Below are 17,966 nucleotides of genomic sequence, written 5' to 3'. Positions count from 1 at the left end.
ATAACGGCGAACTGCGTGGCGTTAATCACGGTCCTAATTCATACCGACGACGTTTCGTTTCGAGATTACCCAGGAGATTTTATATGCATGTTCCCTTTCGCCTGATTGGCGGTGTTCTGGTCGCAACCTTGCTGACTCAAGTGACCGCCTGCGGTTCTATCTTCTACCCGGATCGCCGTGGCCAGATCGAAGGCAAGATCGACCCGGCCATCGCCGCGCTCGACGCCGTGGGCCTGCTGTTCTACATCATCCCCGGCCTGATTGCGTTTGCCGTGGACTTCGCCACCGGCGCGATTTACTTCGAGCCGGGCAAGACCGCTCAGGTCGACCCGCAAAAACTCAAGGACGCCATCGGTCCCGACGGCAAGGTCGATAACCGCAAGTTGCAGACTATTCTGGAAAGTGAACTGGGCCGCAGCTTCCCGCTGGACGATCCACGCCTGATCCAGAGTAAAGGCAGCTCCCAACAACTGGCGATGTTCGGCCTGCAACCCGCCGCGTAATACCTACGCACGAAAGGACTCTTCAAGGAACGATGGCCCCTATGACCTCCAGCTCCGAACACGCCCGCCTGCTGCGGCTGGCGACCCGTGCCTCGGTGGCGGTGGCGTGCATCCTGATCGTCGCCAAAGCCATCGCCTGGTGGCTGAGCGGCTCGGTGAGCATGCTCGCCGGACTCACCGACTCGACACTCGACGGCGTCACGTCATTGCTCAACCTGCTGGCGGTGCATTACGCCCTGCGCCCCGCCGACAATGATCATCGCTACGGGCACGGCAAGGCCGAGTCGTTGGCGGGCATGGCCCAGGCGCTGTTCATTGGCGGCAGTGCGGTACTGATCGCGTTGCAGGCCTTTGAACGGCTCAAACATCCCGAACCGATCGGCGCGCCGTGGATCAGTATCGGCGTGATTGTCTTCTCCCTCGTCCTGACCTTGGCCTTGCTGTCGCTGCAACATCGGGTAATCAAGGCCACGGGGTCCAACGCCGTGCGTGCCGACTCGCTGCACTACCGTTCGGACCTGCTGCTCAACGGCAGCATTCTGCTGGCGCTGGTACTGGCCGGGTTTGGCTGGTTTCAGGTCGACGCCTGGTTTGGTCTGGGAATCGCCGCCTACATTCTGTGGAGCGCAGTGCAGATCGCCCGTGAGAGCTTTGCGGTGTTGATGGATGAAGAACTGCCGCCGGAGGTCAGCCAGCACATGCTGGAATTGGCGTGCAGCGTCCCCGGCGTGCTGGGTGCCCATGACCTGCGCACGCGGATCTCCGGCAACCAGTGGTTTGTGCAGTTGCATCTGGAGCTGCCGGGGGAGCTGACGTTATCCGTTGCCCATGGCATCAGCGATCAGGCCGCAGCAGCCATTCACGCCGCCTACCCGCGAGCCGAAGTGCTGGTGCACGCCGACCCGCAGGAAGTGGTGAAAGCCGTGCGGGATCAGTAAGTCACCTGATAACCGCGACTGCTCAGGCAGTTGCCCTGGGCCTGTCGGTAGGCTTGCACCACCGACGGGTCTGGCTGGTAGGTGGCGGTTCGTGGATCGAAACCACTCTGCTGCACCGCGTATTGATAACACTCGTAACCGTCCCGACTGACCTGCTCCGGCGACTGACCGTTGGCTGGATAGGCCTCCACGTCATAACCATTGCTGCCGGCGGGTTGTTGCGGTTGCGACTGGTCAACCGGCGGCTCGACCACAACGTAGTCCTGAGTGCTTTCCTGATAGGCGTAATACGAACCGGCCGCCAGAAACAGCAGCGCCCCGCCGATCCACACCTGCTGGGCGTAATCAGGCAGGTATCTGACGCGAATCCCGCGCGGTGGCTCCACCACTTCATAGCGCGGACCGAGCGGGCGATACCAGTAACCGCCGGAATAGTAGTAATCCATGCCACGGTAAGGCACGCGGAAGTTGCGTTCGGGGAAGCGGTCGATCACTTGGCCGGGGCGATACCTGGGGCCTGGCCCCCAGCTGTTACCGTATCCACTCGGGCGCCCCTGCATGTGATTGTCATAGGACGGTGCGCCTGTGTAGCCATTCCAGCGATGGCTGTAATCGTTGCGACGCGGCTGGTCCTGGTAGTAACCGCGCTGCGGCTGCTGGGTCTGGCGCACGGTGTCGGGCCGGGGCTGGATTGGCATGTCAGTGGCCGGCAACTGCGGCGGAGGTGGCGGCGAGCGAACCCGGCTGTTGAAATCCGGCGCCGGATGGTTCTGCCACTGGCCATCGTCCTGATGCTGATTCTGGCCGTTGTGATCGTACTGGCGATTGTCGTTGCTCTGCGCCCGGGGCTGATTCTGCTGCTGGCCGTTTTGCGGATGCGGCTGATTGCTGCCACCATGGCCCTGGTTATCGCCCTGATGCCCACCCTGGCCGTGTTGCTCGCCATCATGGCCACGGTTTTGCGGCTCATCGGCCATCGTTTGCGCAGTGACACTGACACACAGCAAACCAACACCGGCCAAACGCCAGATGCGCGATTTCATGCTTTTCCTCATTGCGGATAAGGGCCTGTACGTAAGACTGAGAAAGCAGTGGCCGGTTCTGCGACAGGTTATCAGTCACGCAACTTATTTATTGAGGGTCGGGGGGCAAATTCCGCACAAGAAAAAGGGGAGACCCGTCGGCCTCCCCTTAGAGAACTTCGTCCTGGCTCGACACTTGTGGCGTCGGCTCACCTCACGCCGTCTTCTGGACAGTGTGTAGCTCGGGGGCCGGCACATCCCCGGTGGGGGTGGCGACCGCGGCGGGCCTGATTCGGCGAGCCGCACTGGACTGTTTGTCCGAGCAGTGATTCTGGTGATAAGAATAGGCCGGGAGCGCCGGCAGAGGATTGCGAAGATTGCCGAATTAAACATCACTTGCGCAATTTTTAACCTCGGATACATAATCCTTCGCAATAGTTACGACAAAGGACCGTTTGATGAGCAAACTCGACCGTTACGACCTGAGTATTCTGGCGGAACTGCAGCGCGACGCACGCATCTCCAACCAGGAGCTGGCCGAGCGCATCGGCCTGTCGCCTTCGCCGTGCTCGCGGCGGGTGAAGCAACTGGAAGACGACGGCTACATTTCCCGCCAGGTTGCCCTGCTCGACCGCAAGATGCTCGGCCTGAGCCTGACCGCTTACGTGCTGATCGGCATGGACCGCCACACGCCGGAGCGTTTCGAGAATTTCGAAGCGGCCATCCGCACCCTGCCCCAAGTGCTCGAATGCAGCCTGGTGACCGGGATGGATGCCGACTATCAACTCAAGGTCGTGGTGCCGGACATGGACCACTACCAGAAACTGCTGCTGGGGCATCTGACGCGGATTGAAGGCGTGACCAGCGTACGGTCGAGTTTTGTGTTGAATCAGGTGCTCAACAGCACTGAGTTGCCGTTGACTCATCTGCGTAGCTGATCGAGATTGCGGGGCACCAACTGTTTTTGTGGCGAGGGGGCTTGCCCCCGTTGGGGTGCGAAGCAGCCCTGAAATCAGCATGCAGGTTGTATCTGACACACCGTATTTTCTGCGTTTGCGACTGCTTCGCAGCCGAACGGGGGCAAGCCCCCTCGCCACAGGTGCGACACACCGACGCAGGTCAATACAGCGCGAACCCGCGCAGGCGTATACTCCCCGCGCCCTTTTAGCCAAGCCCGCGCTGGAGATGTTCGATGGATCCTGCCGTTTTCGAAGAGTGGATGATGACCGGTCTGGTCAGCATCCTGATCATTTTCATGGGTTTCATCGTCTGGGATCTGGCGAAGAAGTCCAAGGCCGGGCGCTTTGGCTCATTCATTCTGTTCTTCGTGCTGGGCCTTGGCGTGGCGGCGTTCGTGATCAAGAGCGTGGTGATCGGCCTGATCGAATCCGGCACGTTATAAGCGCGCCGGCACTTCCTTCCACTGGCCCTGATCGAGCCCTTCGATCGTCCAGTCACCGATCCTGACTCGCACCAGACGCAAGGTCGGCAACCCGACCGCCGCGGTCATGCGTCGCACCTGCCGGTTGCGCCCTTCGCGAATCACCAACTCCAGCCAGCTGGTCGGCACGCTTTTACGAAAGCGTACCGGCGGATTGCGCGGCCACAGTTCGGGCTCGTCCAGTTGCCGCGCCTCGGCGGGCAAGGTCATGCCGTCATTCAATTCGACGCCGTCACGCAAGCGCTGCAACTGCTCGGCGTCCGGCTCGCCCTCGACCTGTACCCAATAGGTCTTGGCCAGCTTGTGTTTCGGGTCGGCGATCCGCGCCTGAAGCTGACCGTCGTTGGTCAGCAGCAACAAGCCTTCGCTGTCGCGGTCCAACCGTCCGGCCGGATAGATTCCCGGTACATCGATGTAATCCTTGAGCGTTGCACGCCCTTCCCCGTCGCTGAATTGCGTCAGCACATCGAAAGGTTTGTTGAACAGGATCAGTTTCGGCTCGGACGGCGGTGCCTTGGCGACACGACGCGGGGCTGCGGGAGAGGGTTTCGCGCCAGGGCGGCGGGAAACGGGGCGTTGAGGACGGGACATGGCGACGTGAGCATCTAGCGATCAGGGCTGCTAATGCTAGTGCCCTGACCGCCAAATGACCATGACAACTGTTAGCGGAACGGCGGCTCGTCGAAACTGCGCAGTTTGCGCGAGTGCAACGAGTTGAGTTCGGTGCGCAATAGGTCCACCGCCTCGATACCGATCTTCAGGTGCTGGCTGACCGCGCGCTCATAGAAAGCGTTGGCCGAGCCCGGCAGCTTGATTTCGCTGTGCAGCGGCTTGTCCGAGACGCACAGCAACGTGCCGTACGGCACCCGCAAGCGATACCCCTGGGCGGCGATGGTGCCGCTTTCCATGTCCACAGCCACGGCACGGGACAGGTTGATCAGTGGCCGTTCCTGCGCCCAACGCAGCTCCCAGTTACGGTCGTCGTAGGTCAGCACGGTGCCGGTACGCAGGCGTTTCTTCAGTTCGTCGCCCTTCTCGCCGGTGACGTTGGCCGCCGCTTGCTGAAGCGCGAGTTGCACTTCGGCCAACGCCGGAATCGGAATGTTCGGCGGCACCACCCGGTCGAGAATCCCGTCGCGACGCATGTAGGCGTGGGCCAGCACGTAATCGCCAATGGTCTGCGACTGACGCAGGCCACCGCAGTGACCGATCATCAGCCAGCAGTGCGGACGCAGCACGGCCAAGTGGTCGGTGATGTTCTTGGCGTTGGACGGGCCGACACCGATGTTGACCAGAGTCACGCCGTGGCCGTCACTGGCGATCAGGTGATAGGCCGGCATCTGGTAGCGGTGCCAGACCACACCGGCAGCAATCGCCGAGGCTTCGCCGTGGTCCATGCTCTTGTCGATGATCACATTGCCCGGCAGCACCATGCGCACGAAACGCGGGTCTTTGCGCAGTTGTTCCAGGCCATGGACGATGAACTGGTCGACGTAGCGGTGATAGTTGGTCAGCAGAATCCACGGCTGCACATGCCGCCAGTCGCTGCCGGTGTAATGCACCAGTCGGCGCAGGGAGAAATCCACCCGGGCAGCATCGAACAGCGCCAGTGGCAGCGGATCGGTGTTTTCCCAATCGTACAAACCGTCGGCAATGCCGTCGGTCGCCGCCGACAGGTCAGTGCTCGGGAACACCCGCGCCAGCACCGCGGCGGTGACGCCGGAACCCGCCAGCTCATCTCCCTGCTCGACCACATACGGGTACGGGATGTTCTGCTGGCTGACACCGACTTCCACGGTCACGGTGAAGTCGTGCATCAACGGAACGAGCTGTTCCAGCAGGTATTTACGGAAAGCCGACGGATGGGTAACGGTGACACTGTAGGTGCCCGGCAACTGAACCTTGGCGTAAGCGCGAGTGGTCTGCGGGACTTCGCCCTGGCATAGGTAGGTCAAGCGCAATTCGGGATAGCGGAACATCGCGCGCTGTTCGGCATCGGGCTCGACGCGATCCTTGAGGTAACGCTTGAGCGCCTGGCTCAGCGCGGTGGTTGCACGATTGTGCAAGAGTGCAAGCCGATCCACGGCTTGCTCGGCGGTTTGAACGACAATAAAAGCTTCGGTCACGATCAGCATCCTGTGTTCTGACTTGCAGACCTTCATCTTGCCTGCATCGTCGCTTCACGGGAACAGTGGCTTTGACTATGTACAGAGAACAACTGTGGGAGCGAGCTTGCTCGCGATAGCGGCGTATCAGTCAACATCACTGTTGAATGTTAATCCGTCATCGCGAGCAAGCTCGCTCCCACAGGGGTTTGCGGTGCCGGGTCACTCGTGATCAGAAGCCTTGTGGAGTCGAGCGGGCGACAATGGCTTCCACGTCCAGGCCGCGTGGCAATGCGCCGTACACTCGGCCGCAGCCATCCAGACGACTGGCAATAAACGCATCACTGACCACCGCATTCCCGGCTTCCAGCAACAACTTCGCCTGCAACCCCAGGGCAATGTCTTCGGTCAATTGCCGCGCGCGATACTGAATATCGCTGGTGTCCTTGAAGGCCGCCTGCAACTGGCTGATGTGCGCCGCCAGACGCTTGTCGCCATGGCCATCGCCCAACTCGCTGAACAGCGCATCGAGCACACCCGGTTCTTTCGACAGGGCACGCAGCACATCGAGGCACTGCACGTTACCGGAACCTTCCCACGTAGAATTCACCGGCGCCTCACGGTAAAGCCGCGGCAGGATGCTGTCTTCGACATAACCCGCACCACCCATGCATTCGGCCGCTTCGTTGATCATGGCCGGCGCTCGCTTGCAGATCCAGTACTTGCCCACCGCCGTCACCAATCGAGCGAACTTGGCTTCCTGCGAATCATCCAGATGATCCAGTGCCCGGCCCATGCGCAGGCTCAAGGCCAGGGCGGCTTCGCTTTCCAGGGCCAGATCCGCCAGCACGTTCTGCATCAACGGCTGTTCGCTGAGCAGTTTGCCGCCAACCGAACGGTGAGCGCAGTGATGGCTGGCCTGGGTCAGCGCCTGGCGCATCAGCGAACTGGAGCCGACCATGCAATCGAAGCGGGTCATGGCGACCATCTCGATGATCGTCGGAACGCCACGGCCCTCTTCACCGACCATCCACGCCAGTGCGCCACGGAACTCCACTTCGCTGGAAGCGTTGGAGCAATTGCCGAGCTTGTTCTTCAGGCGCTGGATATAGAACTGATTGCGCGTGTCGTCCGGACGATGGCGCGGCAACAGGAAACAGGTCAGGCCCTTGTCGGTCTGCGCCAAGGTCAGGAAGGCGTCGCACATCGGCGCCGAGCAAAACCACTTGTGCCCGACCAGCTCATAGGCCTGGCCCGGACCGCTGGCACCGACCGGATACGCCTTGGTGGTATTGGCCCGCACATCGGTGCCGCCCTGCTTCTCGGTCATGGCCATGCCGATGGTGACCCCGGCCTTGTGGGCCATGCCGACGTTGCGCGGGTCGTATTCGGTGGCGAGGATTTTCGGCAGCCACTTTTCCGCCAGGTCCGGTTGCAGGCGCATGGCCGGAACGCTGGCGAAAGTCATGGTCAGCGGGCAGCCACTGCCGGCTTCGGCCTGGCTGTGCAGGTACGACATGCTAGCGCGGGCGACATGGGCGCCGTCCTGCGGGTGCGCCCAGGGCAGCGAGGTCAGGCCGTACTCGACCGCCGTGCGCATCAATTGGTGATAGGCCGGGTGAAATTCCACCAGGTCGATGCGATGACCAAACCGGTCATGGCTGTTGAACACCGGCTTGTTCTGATTGGCCAGGAACCCGGCTTCCATCAACGGGCCACCGGCCAGCGCGCCATAGGCGTCGATCCGCGATTCGGCCCAACCGGCCCCGAACCGCCGCGACCACTCCTGCAACGGCAAGTCGATGCGGTACAGGTTGGCGCCGTCCAGTGACGGTGGCTGGTTGGTGACTTCGTGGGTTTCGGCGAACTGATGCAGGTTCATGACAGGGCTCCTTTGGTCGGCCAAGGAACTTCAGTTAAGCACCGCCCCTCGGCCGATCAAAGTGTCATATCCGCCTAACTGCCGGCGCTTTCGCCCTGCTGTGAACAAAGCACGCGGCGATAGAGCGCGGCCTGCAAGTCTTCGAATTTCACCGGTTTGTTCAAATGATCAATCACCGCGCCGGTCGGGCAGCGCTCACGGTCACCGCCCAGGGCGATCAAGAACAATGGCAGTTCGGCATAACCGGGTAACGCGCGGATTTGGCAGCACACCGACTCACCGTCCAGCAGCGGCAACTGACAATCGACCAGCACCGCGTCAAACACTTCGTGCTGCAAGAGATCGAGCGCGGCATCGACGCTGTCGGCCGTACGTACGCGAAAGCCCAGCTTGAGCAACATGCCGCGCATCACCAACTGGCTGATGCCGTTGTCATCCACCAACAGCACGGCACAATCCTGAGGCAAGCGCAGGCGCGGAAAGTCCCGGGTCATCAATGGCACCACCGGACGCTCTACCACCGGCAACCCGACTTCCACATCCAGCTGAAATCGGCTGCCGCGTCCTGGCTCGGAGCGATGAGTCAGGCGTCCACCGAGCAATTCGACCAACTGTCGGCAAATCGCCAGGCCAACCCCCAGGCCACCGTATTCACGAGTCATTGAGCCATCGAGCTGGAAGAACCGTTGATACATCGTGGCCTCCCCCAAATCGGTGAAACCAATGCCCGTGTCGATCACCGCAAAGTTCAAGGCCAGCCGGTCGGGCTCGATGGTCTTGCCGGTCACTCGCAGGGCCAGGCCGCCGACCTTGGTGAACTTGATGGCGTTATCCAGCAGGCATTCCAGGCACTGCGCGATCTTGACGTTGTCGCCGTGCAAACGATCCGGCACACCTGGCGCGACATCGACCTTGAAGTCCAGCGACTTGCTCGATGCGTTGCCCTCGAACTGCGTGCGCAGTGCCTCGACCACGCCACGCAAGCTGAAGGTGTCGGCCGAGGCCTTGAGTTTGCCGGCCTGCAATTCGGTGAGGGTGAGGATGCCGTTGACCATGCGCATCATGTCCCGCGCCGACCCCGAAGCCGTCTGCTGGTACTGCTCGAGCTCCGGGTCCATATCGACCGTCTGCATCAGCTCCAGCGAACCGATCACACCGTTCATGGGCGTGCGCAATTCGTGGGTCAGAGTGGCAAGGAACTCGTCCTTGAGCTTGTTACTGCGGGCCAGTTGCTGGTTGAGGACTTCAAGCTTCTGGCTGGCGTCGAACAGGGTTTGAGCCTGTTGCTCGCGCATGGCGTTGATGCGGTCGGCCAGTGCCAGGGACAGCAACGCCACTTCGATGGCCGAGCCGATCTGGCTGGAGTACATGGTCAGGAACACATTCGGCAGGTATCCCAGCACCATCAGCGTATTGACGATGCCACCGAGCAAAAACGCCGACCAGGCAATGATGAAATACCGCGCCACCCGCAGGCCCCGCAGCCAGGCAAAGATCCCGGAGGCAAAAATCACCACGGTGAATGTCAGCGCCAGGGCCGTGGCCAGGCGCAAGGCCAGGGCATAGCTGGTCATCAACGACAGGCCGACCACCAGCGCACCGAAGCCAACCAGCACCAGCAACAGGCGGTCGAGCCAGCGACTGTGGGTAGCCATTTGCAGGAAACTGCGGGCGAACTGACTGCCGAACAGCCCCGCACAACCGATGAAAAACGGCGTCGCGGCGTTGGCCCACCATGGATTGTCCGGCCAGAAATACTGCACGGCCGCACCATTTACCGACAGCTGATACAAGCCGAACGAGGCGATATAGAAGATGTAGTAGAGGTAACTGGTGTCGCGCACGCTGAGGTAGATGAACAGGTTATAGACCAGCATCCCCAGCAGCACGCCATAGATCAGCCCCAATACGTAGAGGCGCACGGGCTGTTCTTCGAGGTAGGCGGTGCTAGACCACAAGGTGACCGGCGCCTGGATCGAACCTTCGCTTTGCAAGCGCATGAATACGGTTTCGGCCTGATCCGGCTTGAACGTCAGGTCGAACAGATAGTTGTTCTGACGAATCTCGCGGCTAGCGAAGGGCAAGGCATCGCCGGTCTGCCTGACCAACTGATAGTTGCCGGCCGCATCGGGCAAATAGAGATCGAGATGATCAAGGGGTGGATAGGCCAGTTCCAGCAGCCAGGTCCTTTGCGCCGCCGGATTGGCCGGACGGTAATGCAGGTCGATTTTCAGCCAGAACACCGAACGCGAGTACCCGGCGTTGAGCGTGTCCTTGTGGTGCGGTTTGAAGTTGCCGGCCGCCGCTTGCGCACGGATATCCTCGATGGTCGCCTGACCACCTGCGTCCTCATAGACCTGCAGGGTACGGCCCAAAGGGAGGCTTTGAGTGAACTCATCGAACTCGACGGCGTTTGCCAGGAGGGGCAAACATAACAGCAACATCAGCAAATAGCGCATTGAAGCCCCAGCGTGGCCTGTCCGGTTCTGTCAGGAAGCCCCCCATTCCTTTTGAGCAGACGTAAAACCGGCATCACCTGTTATTGGTTTGGATCCACTCTAGCATAGCCGTTGATGGCCATTAAACACCATTGAAATTTTTCCAGAAAAGGCTCTAGGACGGGCGTTTCAGCGATACCTCTGAACGATTATCAATGGCAGGAAAATCACTGTGGCAAGGGGGCTTGCCCCCGTTCAGCTGCGAAGCAGTCGTAAAACCAGTCGACGCAATGAACGTGAAGGTTTTTTGGGGCCGCTTCGCGACCCAGCGGGAGCAAGCTCCCTCGCCACAATGGAGTGTCGCTGCACCCGAAAAAGAATGTTTGGTGGTAAGCTCGCGCACCATGAATATCTACAGCTCTCGCCCCGTTGTCCTCTGTCTCTCCGGCCACGACCCAAGTGGTGGCGCCGGCTTGCAGGCAGATATCGAAGCCCTGCTCGCTCAGGGTTGCCATGCGGCTCCGGCCGTCACCGCCCTGACCGTGCAAGACACCGTCAATGTCACGGACTTCCGCGTCCTCGACCGTGAGTGGGTACTGGCCCAAGCCAATGCCGTGCTCAACGACTCCGAAGTCGCGGCGGTCAAACTGGGCATGCTCGGTTCTCTGGAAATGGTCGACACCGTGGTCGAACTGCTTTCGGCGCACCCGCACTTGCCGGTGGTCTGCGACCCGGTACTGCGCGCCGGCGGCGGCGGACGCCTGGGCAAGGACGAGGTCGGCTACGCCATGCGCGAACGCCTGCTGCCCCTATCGATCATTGCGACCCCCAACCTTCCCGAAGCCCGCATCCTCGCCGAACTGCCCGAAGGCACCGCGGACGAGTGCGCTGAAAAACTCTTGCCGTTCGTCAAACACCTGCTGATCACCGGCGGCCATGGCGACGAAACCGAAATCCACAATCGCCTGTACAGCCGCGATGGTCTGCGCGAAACCTATACTTGCCAGCGTTTGCCGGGCAGTTATCACGGTTCCGGTTGCACCCTGGCCAGTGCCCTGGCCGGTCGTCTGGCCCATGGCGAAAACCTCGCCAGCGCCGTGCAGACCGCGCTTAACTACACGTGGCGCACACTGCGTGATGCCGAGCAACTGGGCAAAGGCCAGTTCGTGCCGCGCCGCTTGCCGCTGGATTTCTGTTCGTAACTTCTATTTGTATGCGGTGAGGCTTGTCCGATGAAACTACGTGGCCTGTACGCCATTACCGACAGCCATTTGCTGGACGGTAAGTTGCTCAAGTACGTGGAGGCGGCGCTGGAAGGCGGCGTCACCTTGCTGCAATACCGCGACAAAAGCAGCGACGAGGCCCGCCGCCTGCGTGAGGCCGAAGCCTTGCGCGAGCTGTGCGAACGCTACAAGACGCATCTGATCATCAACGATGACGCCGAGTTGGCGGCGCGCCTGAATGTAGGCGTGCACCTGGGCCAGACCGACGGCCCACTGACTCCGGCCCGTGCACTGCTCGGGCGCCAGGCGATCATCGGCTCGACCTGCCACGCCCAGCTCGAACTGGCCGAACAGGCCGCCAGGGAAGGCGCCAGCTACGTCGCCTTCGGCCGCTTCTTCAATTCGAACACCAAACCCGGCGCCCCGACCTGCAGCCTCGACCTGCTCGACCAGGCCCGCAAGCAGTTGCACTTGCCGATCTGCGCGATTGGCGGCATCACCCTGGATAACGCCGCCCCGTTGGTGGCCCATGGCGTCGATCTGCTGGCGGTGGTGCATGGCCTGTTCGGTGCCGAGAGCACGGCTGAGGTGACCCGCCGCGCCCGCGCCTTCAACGAATTGTTTTCTATTTAAGCTTTAAATCTGATTTGAGAGCCCGATCATGTCTCGTTCCGAAACGCTGTTTGCCAATGCCCAGAAACACATTCCCGGTGGCGTGAACTCGCCGGTTCGCGCGTTCAAGAGCGTCGGCGGCACGCCGCTGTTCTTCAAACACGCCGAAGGCGCCTACGTCACCGACGAAGATGACAAGCGCTATGTGGATTACGTCGGTTCCTGGGGTCCGATGATTCTCGGCCACAGCCACCCGGACGTACTGGACGCGGTGCGCAAGCAGCTTGAGCACGGCCTGTCCTACGGTGCCCCGACCGAGATGGAAACCCAGATGGCCGACCTGGTCTGCTCCCTCGTACCGTCGATGGAAATGGTGCGCATGGTCAGCTCCGGCACCGAAGCGACCATGAGCGCCATTCGCCTGGCCCGCGGCTTCACCGGTCGCGACAGCATCATCAAGTTCGAAGGCTGCTACCACGGTCACTCCGACAGCCTGCTGGTCAAGGCCGGTTCCGGCGCACTGACCCAGGGCGTACCGAGCTCGGCCGGTGTACCGGCAGCATTCGCCAAACACACCCTGACCCTGCCGTTCAACGACATCGACGCGGTAGAAACCATGCTCGCCGAAGTCGGCCAGGACGTGGCCTGCATCATCGTCGAGCCAGTGGCCGGCAATATGAACTGCGTGCCGCCGGCACCAGGCTTCCTCGAAGGCCTGCGGACCCTGTGCGACAAGCACGGCGTGGTGCTGATTTTCGACGAAGTGATGACCGGTTTCCGTGTCGCCCTCGGCGGCGCCCAGGCGTACTACGGCGTGACGCCGGACCTGACCACCTTCGGCAAGATCATCGGTGGCGGCATGCCGGTCGGCTGCTTCGGCGGCAAGCGTGAAATCATGCAGCGCATCGCCCCGCTGGGTCCGGTCTACCAGGCAGGTACGCTGTCCGGTAACCCGCTGGCGATGGCCGCTGGCCTGACCACCCTGCGCCTGATCAGCCGTCCGGGCTTCCACGCCGAGCTGACCGACTACACCACTCGCCTGCTCGACGGCCTGCAACAGCGCGCCGATGCGGCCGGCATTCCGTTCGTGACCACCCAGGCCGGCGGCATGTTCGGCCTGTACTTCAGCGGTGCCGACAACATCGTCACCTTCGATGACGTCATGGCCAGCGACGCAGCCCTGTTCGGCCGCTTCTTCCACCTGATGCTCGAAGGTGGCGTGTACCTGGCACCGAGCGCATTCGAAGCCGGTTTCACTTCGATCGCCCACGGCGAAGCTGAACTGAAGCTGACCCTGGACGCCGCCGAGCGCGCCTTCGCGGCCTTGAAGTAACGCTCAAATGCTGACGCTGGCCCTTGCCAGCGTCAGCTTTCGCCTGCATTCCCAGGTTTTTTCCTGCTCATCTGCTGATAATCCCCCGCAAAGTGGGCGATAAATTTCCCGCGCAGCAGAAAAACGAGTAAAGACTTTGTAAGGTTGGCCCTGCTTATTTCATAATGCGCGCTTATTGGATCCCCTCGATGGGTCCGCGCGCCCTTCAGAGGTAAGTCGATTCCCATGAACCGCACCGGCCGCACCCTTGCACTGGGCTGCCTGTTGCTTCTTCAGCCCCTGCTCGCGCACGCACAAGCAGGCGGCAACTCGTTGTTAATCCCAGCGATGGGTCGCTGCACCCTCAATACCCAGCCGCAAGACCTGGAACAGGCGCTCGCCGCCTGCCAGAAAGCGTCGGAAGAAGGGGATGCGCAAGCGCAATACGAGTTGGGTGAGTTCTACTACGAAGGCAAAAACGCCCCGCGCGACCTCAACCAAGCCCTGAGCTATTTCGAAAAAGCCTCGCTGCAAGGCCACGCCCAGGCGCAATTCAAACTCGGCACCATGTTCTTCCACGGCGAAGGCGTGCCGGCCAATAACGTTCAGGCGTACATCCTGCTGAAGATGGCGGCGGTCAATGGCGCCGAAGACGCACTGGACACCGCCGACGAAGTCACCGAAAAGATGCCTCGCGAAGAACTGGAGCTTGCTACCCAGGTGCTCGGGCAAATCTTCCGTAAATATTTGATGGAATTGCAGAGCGCTGACGGGCGTACGCCTTTCGCACCACTGCCCTGAGCACTTCTGACTGCGGGGTGGCTTGTTGTGGCGAGGGAGCTTGCTCCCGCTGGGGCGCGAAGCGGCCCTAAATCCTGCAATCACACTCTGCCTGGCACACCGCGCATTTCGGTCTTGCGACTGCTTCGCAGCCGAGCGGGAGCAAGCTCCCTCGCCACAACAAGCCTCTCTAGCCCTAGCTGCTTACTTCTCAGGCATCGGCATCGGAAACGGCATGACATTGCCGACCGCGCCACGGGCTTCGCTGATTTTCGGTGTTCCCATACGCTCGACTTCGTCGATGCGCACGATCGAATGCATCGGCACAAAACTGCGCACCACGCCTTCGAACTGAGCCTTGAGCTTTTCTTCGCTCGGATCGACGACCACTTGCGTGCGCTCGCCAAAGACGAACTCTTCCACTTCCAGAAAGCCCCACAGATCACTTTGATAGATCTGCTTGGCGTACATTTCGAACACCTGGCCCTGGTTGAGGAAAATCACCTTGTAGATTGGAGCTTCACGTTTGGTCATGGCAGGCGAGCAACACATCGGGGGATAAAAATGAGGGCGCGAACTATAGCATAGCCATCGGACGCGCAGCGGTAGGAACCTGGGTGCATGTTCCCTATAATGCGCGGTTCTTTGAATCACGTGATGACTCTATTCCATGGCCAAGAAGCTTTACATCGAAACCCACGGTTGCCAGATGAACGAGTACGACAGCTCGCGCATGGTCGATCTGCTGGGCGAACATCAGGCCCTGGAAGTCACCGCCCGCGCTGAAGACGCCGACGTGATCCTGCTCAATACCTGCTCGATCCGCGAACGTGCACAGGATCGCGTCTACTCCCAGCTCGGTCGCTGGCGCGAACTGAAACTGGCCAACCCGGACATGGTGATCGCCGTCGGCGGTTGCGTGGCCAGCCAGGAGGGCGCAGCCATCCGTGATCGCGCCCCCTATGTCGACGTGGTCTTCGGCCCGCAGACCCTGCACCGCCTGCCGGAAATGATTGACGCCGCACGCATCAGCAAGCTGCCGCAAGTCGACGTCTCGTTCCCGGAAATCGAAAAGTTCGACCATTTGCCCGAGCCCCGCATCGACGGCCCTAGCGCTTACGTGTCGGTGATGGAAGGTTGCAGCAAGTACTGCACGTTCTGCGTGGTGCCCTACACCCGCGGCGAAGAGGTCAGCCGGCCGTTCGACGACGTGCTTGCCGAGATCATTCACTTGGCCGAAAACGGCGTACGCGAAGTGACGCTGTTGGGGCAGAACGTCAACGGCTATCGTGGGACTACTCATGATGGGCGCCTGGCCGACCTGGCCGAGCTTATCCGCGTAGTCGCCGCGGTCGACGGCATCGACCGCATCCGCTACACCACGTCGCACCCGTTGGAATTTTCCGACAGCCTGATCCAGGCCCACGCCGATGTGCCGGAACTGGTCAAGCACCTGCACTTGCCGGTGCAATCGGGCTCGGACCGCATCCTCGCGGCGATGAAACGCAACCACACAGCGCTGGAATACAAATCCAAGCTACGCAAACTGCGCGCCGCCGTGCCCGGAATCTGCATCAGTTCGGACTTTATTGTCGGTTTCCCGGGCGAGACCGAGAAAGATTTCGAACAAACCATGAAGCTGATTGCAGACGTGGGTTTCGACTTTTCCTACTCGTTCGTCTACAGCCAGCGCCCGGGCACACCGGCCGCCGACTTGGCCGATGACACCCCGGAAGAGTTGAAAAAAGAACGCCTGAACGCGCTGCAACATCGCTTGAACCAGCAAGGTTTCGAGATCAGCCGACAAATGGTCGGCTCGATCCAGCGGATCCTGGTGACCGATTACTCGAAAAAGGACCCGGGCGAGCTGCAGGGCCGGACCGAGAATAATCGTATCGTCAACTTCCGCTGCGACAATCCGACCCTGATCGGCCAGTTCGCGGATGTGCACATCGATGCAGCACAACCGCACTCGCTGCGGGGTTCGCTAATTCAGTAACACCGAAGATCCCTGTGGGAGCGAGCTTGCTCGCGATAGCGTCAGGCCAGACAACTCACTTGTTGAATGTAAGGCCGTCATCGCGAGCAAGCTCGCTCCCACAGGGGCCACGCCGGACACAGGGATCGGATTGCAATATTTAAGAGCTTTCGCACCCAGCCCACTGGCGCTATCCTTGATTCATCACTATTGCCCCAGGGCGGCTAAATACGACCTTGAACGCACCCATAGAACCACATCGTTTCATCCTCGAGCCTTTTGAAGCTCGTCGCTTCGCCAATCTGTGCGGGCAATTCGACGAGCATCTGCGCTTGATCGAACAGCGCCTGACCATCGAGATCCGCAATCGCGGAAACCAGTTCGAGCTGATCGGCGAACCCAAACACACCACCTCCGCGGAAAACCTCCTGCGCCGCCTGTACCGGGAAACCAAGGGTACGGAGCTGTCGCCGGACATGGTGCACCTGTTCCTGCAGGAATCGGCCGTCGAGCAGCTGGACAACCACTCCCCCGCCGAACCGTCCGTGGCCCTGCGCACCAAGAAAGGCATGATTCGCCCCCGTGGCTTGAATCAGCTGCGCTACGTGAAGGAAATCCTCGGTAACGACATCAACTTCGGCATCGGCCCGGCCGGTACCGGCAAGACCTACCTGGCCGTGGCCTGCGCGGTGGATGCACTGGAGCGCGAGCAGATTCGCCGCATCCTGCTGGTTCGTCCGGCGGTCGAAGCGGGTGAAAAACTCGGCTTCCTGCCCGGCGACCTTTCGCAAAAAATCGACCCGTACCTGCGCCCACTCTACGACGCGCTCTACGAAATGCTCGGCTTCGAATACGTCGCCAAGCTGATCGAGCGCCAGGTGATCGAAGTCGCGCCACTGGCCTACATGCGCGGCCGTACGCTGAACAACAGCTTCATCATTCTCGACGAAAGCCAGAACACCACGGTCGAGCAAATGAAGATGTTCCTGACCCGAATCGGCTTCGGCTCCACGGCCGTCATCACCGGGGACATCACCCAGGTCGACCTGCCGCGTGGCACCAAGTCCGGCCTGCACCACGTAATTGAAGTGCTCAAGGATGTGCCGGGGATCAGCTTCACCCACTTCCAGCCCAAGGACGTCGTGCGCCATCCGCTGGTGCAGCGCATCGTCGAAGCCTACGAGCGCTTCGAAAACAAAGCGGCCGATGATGCCGCCGCCAAGGATAGCCGCCGCGATGCTTGAGCTTGACCTGCAAATCGCCACCGAAGCCAACGCCCCCAGCGAAGCCGAGTTCCGCCAGTGGTGCGAACTGGCTTTGCGCCAGCGTACCGCCGATTCGGAGATGACCATTCGTCTGGTCGACGAAGCCGAAGGACGCGAGCTGAACCACACCTGGCGGCAAAAGGATTACGCAACTAACGTCTTGTCATTCCCGGCCGATGTGCCGGATGAGTTTCTCGACATCCCGCTGCTGGGCGATCTGGTGATCTGCGTGGCCGTGGTCGAGCGCGAAGCCGCTGAACAGGGCAAGGAACTCAAGGCCCATTGGGCACACCTGGTGATTCACGGCTGCTTGCATCTGCTTGGTTACGACCATATTGATGACGAGGAAGCCGAAGAAATGGAAGCACTGGAACGAACGTTGCTTGCAGAGCTGGGCTTTCCCGATCCGTACGCGGACGACGAAGCAGATGCATCCCCTACCGAAACAACAAAGGATTCAGAGTAAT

17 protein-coding genes are annotated in these 17,966 nt (G+C 60.9%); 11 read left to right on the top strand and 6 right to left on the bottom strand.

Annotation, left to right across the window (positions count from 1 at the left end):
* Positions 1-83: 83 nt before the first annotated feature.
* Positions 84-503, top strand: coding sequence for a polyribonucleotide nucleotidyltransferase (locus KGA96_RS10935; RefSeq protein ID WP_223512770.1), 420 nt, complete (start codon positions 84-86; stop codon positions 501-503).
* 41 nt (positions 504-544) lie between these two features.
* Complete coding sequence (locus KGA96_RS10930) at positions 545-1,441, top strand: cation diffusion facilitator family transporter (RefSeq protein WP_223512768.1); 897 nt, start codon at positions 545-547, stop codon at positions 1,439-1,441.
* Here the strand turns inward: KGA96_RS10930 and KGA96_RS10925 are convergent.
* The gene (locus KGA96_RS10925) at positions 1,435-2,484 is read right to left on the bottom strand and encodes a DUF6515 family protein (protein ID WP_223512766.1); all 1,050 of its coding nucleotides are present in this window, start codon (positions 2,482-2,484) and stop codon (positions 1,435-1,437) included. The genes KGA96_RS10930 and KGA96_RS10925 overlap by 7 nt on opposite strands.
* 437 nt (positions 2,485-2,921) lie before the next feature.
* Here KGA96_RS10925 and KGA96_RS10920 point away from each other — a divergent pair, with 437 nt between their 5' ends.
* Both KGA96_RS10920 and KGA96_RS10915 read left to right on the top strand, forming a co-directional pair.
* Positions 2,922-3,401: an Lrp/AsnC family transcriptional regulator gene (locus KGA96_RS10920; RefSeq protein WP_007937367.1), complete on the top strand. Its 480-nt coding sequence runs from the start codon at positions 2,922-2,924 to the stop codon at positions 3,399-3,401.
* Between the two features lie 254 nt (positions 3,402-3,655).
* Positions 3,656-3,865, top strand: coding sequence for a DUF2788 domain-containing protein (locus KGA96_RS10915; RefSeq protein WP_007937369.1), 210 nt, complete (start codon positions 3,656-3,658; stop codon positions 3,863-3,865).
* Here KGA96_RS10915 and KGA96_RS10910 read toward each other — a convergent pair.
* The 4 genes from KGA96_RS10910 to KGA96_RS10895 all read right to left on the bottom strand — a co-directional run bounded on the left by KGA96_RS10910 (position 3,860) and on the right by KGA96_RS10895 (position 10,350).
* Positions 3,860-4,495 (bottom strand): pseudouridine synthase, encoded by a 636-nt coding sequence (locus tag KGA96_RS10910; RefSeq protein WP_046041705.1) that lies wholly within the window; start codon positions 4,493-4,495, stop codon positions 3,860-3,862. The two genes, KGA96_RS10915 and KGA96_RS10910, sit on opposite strands and share 6 nt — an antisense overlap.
* A gap of 71 nt (positions 4,496-4,566) precedes the next feature.
* Positions 4,567-6,066, bottom strand: a complete 1,500-nt coding sequence (gene amn, locus KGA96_RS10905; RefSeq protein ID WP_223512764.1) for an AMP nucleosidase — start codon at positions 6,064-6,066, stop codon at positions 4,567-4,569.
* A 175-nt stretch (positions 6,067-6,241) separates the two neighbouring features.
* Entirely contained in the window at positions 6,242-7,891 is a 1,650-nt protein-coding gene (locus tag KGA96_RS10900; protein WP_223512762.1) for an acyl-CoA dehydrogenase family protein, read from the bottom strand.
* Between the two features lie 74 nt (positions 7,892-7,965).
* Entirely contained in the window at positions 7,966-10,350 is a 2,385-nt protein-coding gene (locus KGA96_RS10895) for a hybrid sensor histidine kinase/response regulator (RefSeq protein ID WP_046041703.1), read from the bottom strand.
* Between the two features lie 383 nt (positions 10,351-10,733).
* On the opposite strand from KGA96_RS10895, the gene KGA96_RS10890 reads away from it, so the two are divergent.
* The 4 genes from KGA96_RS10890 (at position 10,734) to KGA96_RS10875 (ending at position 14,277) form a co-directional block, all read left to right on the top strand.
* Positions 10,734-11,531 (top strand): hydroxymethylpyrimidine/phosphomethylpyrimidine kinase, encoded by a 798-nt coding sequence (locus KGA96_RS10890; RefSeq protein WP_046041702.1) that lies wholly within the window; start codon positions 10,734-10,736, stop codon positions 11,529-11,531.
* Between the two features lie 30 nt (positions 11,532-11,561).
* Positions 11,562-12,185 carry a thiamine phosphate synthase gene (gene thiE / locus KGA96_RS10885; protein ID WP_046041701.1) on the top strand — a complete coding sequence of 208 codons (624 nt, stop codon included), beginning with the start codon at positions 11,562-11,564 and terminating at the stop codon, positions 12,183-12,185.
* 28 nt (positions 12,186-12,213) lie between these two features.
* Entirely contained in the window at positions 12,214-13,497 is a 1,284-nt protein-coding gene (gene hemL / locus KGA96_RS10880) for a glutamate-1-semialdehyde 2,1-aminomutase (RefSeq protein WP_046041700.1), read from the top strand.
* Between the two features lie 225 nt (positions 13,498-13,722).
* The gene (locus KGA96_RS10875; protein ID WP_046041699.1) at positions 13,723-14,277 is read left to right on the top strand and encodes a tetratricopeptide repeat protein; all 555 of its coding nucleotides are present in this window, start codon (positions 13,723-13,725) and stop codon (positions 14,275-14,277) included.
* Between the two features lie 183 nt (positions 14,278-14,460).
* Here KGA96_RS10875 and KGA96_RS10870 read toward each other — a convergent pair whose 3' ends face one another.
* Complete coding sequence (locus KGA96_RS10870; protein ID WP_008052403.1) at positions 14,461-14,790, bottom strand: DUF1820 family protein; 330 nt, start codon at positions 14,788-14,790, stop codon at positions 14,461-14,463.
* Between the two features lie 136 nt (positions 14,791-14,926).
* Between KGA96_RS10870 and miaB the strand changes: the two genes are divergently transcribed.
* From miaB to ybeY, 3 genes are all read left to right on the top strand, one after another.
* Positions 14,927-16,255, top strand: a complete 1,329-nt coding sequence (gene miaB / locus KGA96_RS10865; RefSeq protein WP_046041698.1) for a tRNA (N6-isopentenyl adenosine(37)-C2)-methylthiotransferase MiaB — start codon at positions 14,927-14,929, stop codon at positions 16,253-16,255.
* 215 nt (positions 16,256-16,470) lie between these two features.
* Positions 16,471-17,478, top strand: coding sequence for a PhoH family protein (locus KGA96_RS10860; RefSeq protein ID WP_046041697.1), 1,008 nt, complete (start codon positions 16,471-16,473; stop codon positions 17,476-17,478).
* Complete coding sequence (gene ybeY / locus KGA96_RS10855; protein WP_046041696.1) at positions 17,471-17,965, top strand: rRNA maturation RNase YbeY; 495 nt, start codon at positions 17,471-17,473, stop codon at positions 17,963-17,965. The genes KGA96_RS10860 and ybeY overlap by 8 nt, the downstream gene beginning before the upstream one ends.
* Position 17,966: the final 1 nt, after the last annotated feature.

The organism is Pseudomonas sp. GL-R-26, assembly GCF_019947365.1.
Taxonomy (GTDB): Bacteria; Pseudomonadota; Gammaproteobacteria; order Pseudomonadales; family Pseudomonadaceae; genus Aquipseudomonas.
The sequence above is the reverse complement of the archived record's forward strand: the minus strand, read 5'-3'. Positions and strand labels throughout refer to the sequence as shown.